Here is a 4,689-nt window from a genome sequence, read left to right as displayed (position 1 = left end):
GGTCATAGACCTTCGGCGCCGGAGCAGCGTCGATCGCGGTGGCCAACACTGTCGACTCCGTGACGTCGACGCGGCTGAACCCGAATCCGACGAAGCCGCGGTGCCTGCCCGCCGGTGCCATGGGGTCCACCCGGTAGGCCGTCGCGGGACCGATCCACACCGGAATCCCGGCCAGCGCCGACGCGCCGGTGAGGTGGTTGTGTCCGCACAGGATCATCCGGACATCGGTGCCCGCCACGACCTCGGCCAGCTGCTCGGCGTCCTTGAGCCGGAGGAAGTCCAGGGTGGCCAGCGGGGAACGCAGCGGCGGATGGTGCACCACCAGCACGGTGCCGTGCGGGGCGGGGGTGCGCAGCTGCTCGGCCAGCCAGGCCAGCTGCTCCGGCTCGAGCTTGCCGTCGTGCTGGAACGGCGTGGTGCTGTCCAGCACGATGATCCGCACGCCCGCGATCTCGACACTCTGGTCGTGTGGGAGATCCGGGTCCACGGTGTCGCGGCCGAGCAGTTCGATGCCGAAGGCGGTGCGTTCGTCGTGATTGCCCATCGCGTAGACGATCTCGGCGCCGAGATCGGCCGCGACGGGCTCGACCGCGGCCCGCAACCGCCGGTAGGCCTCGGGCGAACCGTTGTCGCTGAGATCACCGGAGAAGATCAGCACGTCGACTCGCTGCCCGAATTCGCGCAGCCGGTCGAGCACCGCGGTCAGATTGGCGGCGGTGTCGACACCGTGGAGCAGTTCGCCCTCGGGCCGCAGGTGGGTGTCGGTGATCTGGACGATCGTCAGCCCGCTCATGACTTCGGCATGAGTTCGGTGCCCGCGGTGCGGGCGGCGGTGAGCGTCGACTGCGGGTCGGCGCCCTGGAACACGACGGCCTCGACGGCGTCCATCATGCCGTCGCGCATCTGCAGATAGTTGTTGCCCGGCATCGACACCCACGGCTCCATGTTCGCCAGCTGCGCGACATTCGGGCGCAGCAGCGGGTTCTGGTCGGCCCATTCCTTCAGCCCACCCGCTTCCTCGAGCAGGCCGGTCCGCAGCGGCAGGTAGCCGATGTTCTGCGCGATCTTCTTGTAGGAATCCTCGCTGGTCAGGTGCTTGATCAGTTCCCACGCGGCCCGCTGTTTCGCGGGATCGTTGGACAGGATGTGCAGGCCCGCACCGGAATTCGTCGGGACGGCGGCTTTGCTGCCGAAACCGGGCATCGGCGCCGAACGCAGGTCCCACTTGCCCTTGGACCCGGTGACGAAAACGCTTTGCAACGCGCTGGTTTCGAGCATCATGCCGATCTCGCCGCGACCGAACGCCTCGTAGCCCTGCTTCTGATTGAGCTTGGGCATGCTGCCGCTGTTCACGAGGTTCTGCGCCATCTTGGTGACCTCGACGGCGGGCGCGTCGGCGAAGGTGAGGGTGTTGCGATCCTCGGAGATCACGCGGCCGCCGTTGGAGCGCACCAGCGACTGGAAGCACCAGTCCTTGGCGGTCTTGGTCAGGCAGTCGATGTAGACCCCGCCCTTGCCGGTGCGGTCGGCGATCGCCTTCGCGGCGGTGGTGACCTCGTCCCAGGTGGTGGGCGGCTTGGCGGGATCGAGACCGGCCTCGGCGAACAGCGACGCGTTCAGATACAGGACGGGCGTGGAGAAGACGAACGGAACGCCATAGGTGTGGCCGTCCCAGTCGTCGAGGGTGCGGGCGCGGGGCGCGTACGCGTGGCGGGCGCCGTCGAAGTTCTGCTTCACTTCCGGTGCGCCGACCAGCTGGTCCAGCGGCTTGGCCTTGAGCTGGTGGATGGTGAAGTCCAGGTCGGAGAAGCCGAGCTGGGCGACGTCGGGCGGGGTGCCCGCCACCATCTGGTTCTGGATGCTGGAGACGGTGTCGGTGGCCGGGTTGGGGCTGTTGCCCTGCGGCTTCTGCGCGGTGACCTTGATATTGGGGTGCTTGGCGCCGAAGTCGGCGATCAGGGCGTTGAAGGTGTCGGTCCAGGCGCCCGCCACACCGTAGCTGTAGGACTCGAAGACGATCGAAACCTGTTGGTCGGCAGCCAGTTCGGGAATCTGGGCGGTGGCGGTGGCGTCGGTGGACCCGGTGGTGCCGAGGCCGCAACCGGTGAGGGCGAGGGCGGCGGTGAACACCACGCCCAGCGCGGGCAGTGTGCGTTTCATCGTGGTTCTATCCTTGTCATCGGGGTGGTGCCGAAATCAGGGGACGGGGATCGCGGCCGCGTCGACGGCCGGTTCCGCGGGGGAGCTGGGCGCTTGCCACGTCAGCCGCAGGCCGGTATCGGGGTCGAACAGGTGGATGTCGGCGGGGTCGACGCGGCAGGCGATGTCCTCGCCCACCCGGACACCGGCCGGTCGCGCCGCGCGCACGCAGAGGCCGGACTCGAGGTGCACGAGTTCTTCGCTGCCGAGGTTCTCGACCATCCGTACCCGCCCGCGGACATCGGTCGAGGTGTCGTCGATCCGCAGGCGTTCCGGGCGGATTCCGGCGACGACGGCGGTGGCGTCGCCGGAATCCTCGGCAATGTCCAGGGCGGCATCGATGCCGTCGGCCATCACCGTCATATGGCCGTCGCTCGCGGTGACGACGGCGGGGAACAGGTTCATCGGCGGCGAGCCGAGGAAGCCGGCGACGAAGGTCGAGCGCGGGCGGTCGTAGAGCTCCTCCGGGGTGCCGCACTGTTCGATGCGGCCCTGGTTGAGCAGCGCGATGCGCGTCGCCATCGTCATCGCCTCGACCTGATCGTGGGTGACGTAGAGGAAGGTCGCGCCGAGGCGCTGGTGCAGCGCGATCAGTTCGGCGCGGGTCGCGCTGCGCAGTTTCGCGTCGAGGTTCGACAGCGGTTCGTCCATCAGGAACGCGCCGGGATCGCGCACCATGGCGCGTGCCAGCGCGACTCGTTGCCGCTGTCCGCCGGACAGGGCGACCGGGCGTCGCTCCAGCAGCGCCGAGATCTCCAGCGTCGCCGACACCTCGGCGACCCGCTGCGCGATCTCCGCCCGTGGCCTGCGCCGGGCCCGCAACGGGAACCCGATATTGCGCGCCACCGAAAGATGCGGATACAGCGCGTAACTCTGGAACACCATCGCCAGATCCCGCCGCTGTGGCGCCGCGTCCGTCACGTCGACGTCGCCCACCAGAATCCGTCCCGCGCTCGGCTCCTCCAGCCCCGCGATCATCCGCAACAACGTGGACTTGCCGCAGCCACTGGGCCCCAGCAACACCATGAACTCACCATCGGCGATGTCGAGACTCACCTCGCGCACCGCGTACTCGGCATCGAACTTCTTCGACACCGCTTCGATCTGCAGTCGTGCCATGGGCCCAGTGTCGAGCCCGCCACGGCCCCCGCGCCGGGGCGATAGTGAACGTCGATCGGTCCAATCATCTCGACCCCACCGACCCACGAACCGCACCATCGGTGCTCGTCGTGGTCGTCAGTCGTTGGCGGGGTTCGGCGACGCTGTCACCGGGTGATCGGCCGATGGTGCAAAGCCCCACCGGGGCGCCGATCTACATCGTGGTGGCGGTCAGCGGCCTCAGCGCAGCCGGACCGGTAGTTCGAGTAGGCCCCGGATGAGGGTGCTGGTTTGCCAGCGGAGGTCGGCGGTGGGGGCGAGGGTCAGGTCGGGGTAGCGGTGCAGGAGTGCGGTGAAGGCGATTTCGGCTTCTACGCGGGCCAAGGGGGCGCCGACGCAGAAGTGGATGCCGTGGCCGAAGGCGAGGTGGCCGGCGGTGGGAGTGTCGGTGGCGAGGGTGTCGGGGGCGGCGAAGCGGGCGGGGTCGCGGTTGGCGGCCGAGAGGGCGACGTAGACGATCTCGCCTGCGGGGATCTCGGTGTCGCCCAGTGTGACCGGTTCCGCGGTATAGCGGGCGGTGGCCATGTCGACGGGGCCGTCGAAGCGCAGGAATTCCTCGATCGCGGCGGGGACACCGGTGGGGTCGGCGCGCAGGGCCTGCCACTGCTCGGGGTTGCGGAGCAGGGCGAGGACGCCGTTGCCGATGAGGTTCACCGTGGTCTCGTGGCCCGCGACCAGCAGCAGGAACGCCATCGACACCAGTTCCTGATCGGTGAGCCGATCGCCCTCCTCGTCCGCGAGGACCAGTTGGGACAGCAGATCCTCGGCGGGCGCGGACTGCTTGGTGCGCACCAGCTTCGCGAGATAGCCGACCATCGCGGCCGACGCGGCGGGACGCTCGTCCTGCTCGCCCTCGCCCACCACCGTGACCAGGGCCTTGGTCCAGGCTTGGAAATCCGCGCGATCCTCGAACGGGACACCGAGCAGCTCGCAGATCACGGTCACCGGAAGGGGATTGGCGAAATCGTTCATCAGATCGACCTCGTCGCGATCACCCATCGCATCCAGCAGCGACGCGGTGATCTGCTCGATACGTGGTCGCAGCAGGGCGACCTGGCGGCTGGTGAACGCCTTGTTCACGAGCTTGCGCAGGCGGGTGTGCGCGGGCGGGTCGGTGCCGAGCATATGGCTCAGGAGCGCGACGATATTCGGGTCCGTCGCCGTGGTGTCGCGCTTGGTGTGCCGCGCGGCGCTTGAGGGCGATCCGGCGGGAGGTCTCGATCACCAGGCCGATCAGGAAGGCCAGACTCAGGCTGAACCCGAGCGCCTTCAGCGAGTCGTGCGCGAACGCGTCCCCGCCGAGGTAACCGAGCAGAGCGACGTACGTGTAGG

General features: G+C 68.7%; 4 protein-coding genes. All 4 read right to left on the bottom strand.

What is annotated here, in order from left to right; all coding sequences use genetic code 11:
- Window positions 1-793 (bottom strand): metallophosphoesterase (locus ACFWF3_RS24850; RefSeq protein ID WP_379315603.1); only part of this gene is annotated, 793 nt, incomplete at its 3' end.
- Window positions 790-2,160, bottom strand: a complete 1,371-nt coding sequence (locus ACFWF3_RS24845; RefSeq protein WP_379315601.1) for an ABC transporter substrate-binding protein — start codon at window positions 2,158-2,160, stop codon at window positions 790-792. The genes ACFWF3_RS24845 and ACFWF3_RS24850, both read right to left, overlap by 4 nt.
- A 36-nt stretch (window positions 2,161-2,196) precedes the next feature.
- Entirely contained in the window at window positions 2,197-3,318 is a 1,122-nt protein-coding gene (locus ACFWF3_RS24840; RefSeq protein ID WP_379315599.1) for an ABC transporter ATP-binding protein, read from the bottom strand.
- A gap of 219 nt (window positions 3,319-3,537) precedes the next feature.
- Window positions 3,538-4,482: a cytochrome P450 gene (locus ACFWF3_RS24835; RefSeq protein ID WP_379315597.1), complete on the bottom strand. Its 945-nt coding sequence runs from the start codon at window positions 4,480-4,482 to the stop codon at window positions 3,538-3,540.
- Between the last annotated feature and the right edge of the window lie 207 nt (window positions 4,483-4,689).

Origin of the sequence: Nocardia sp. NPDC060220 (genome assembly GCF_042727815.1) — a bacterium.
GTDB lineage: Bacteria > Actinomycetota > Actinomycetes > Mycobacteriales > Mycobacteriaceae > Nocardia.
This window is presented reverse-complemented; position numbering and strand designations above follow the sequence as displayed.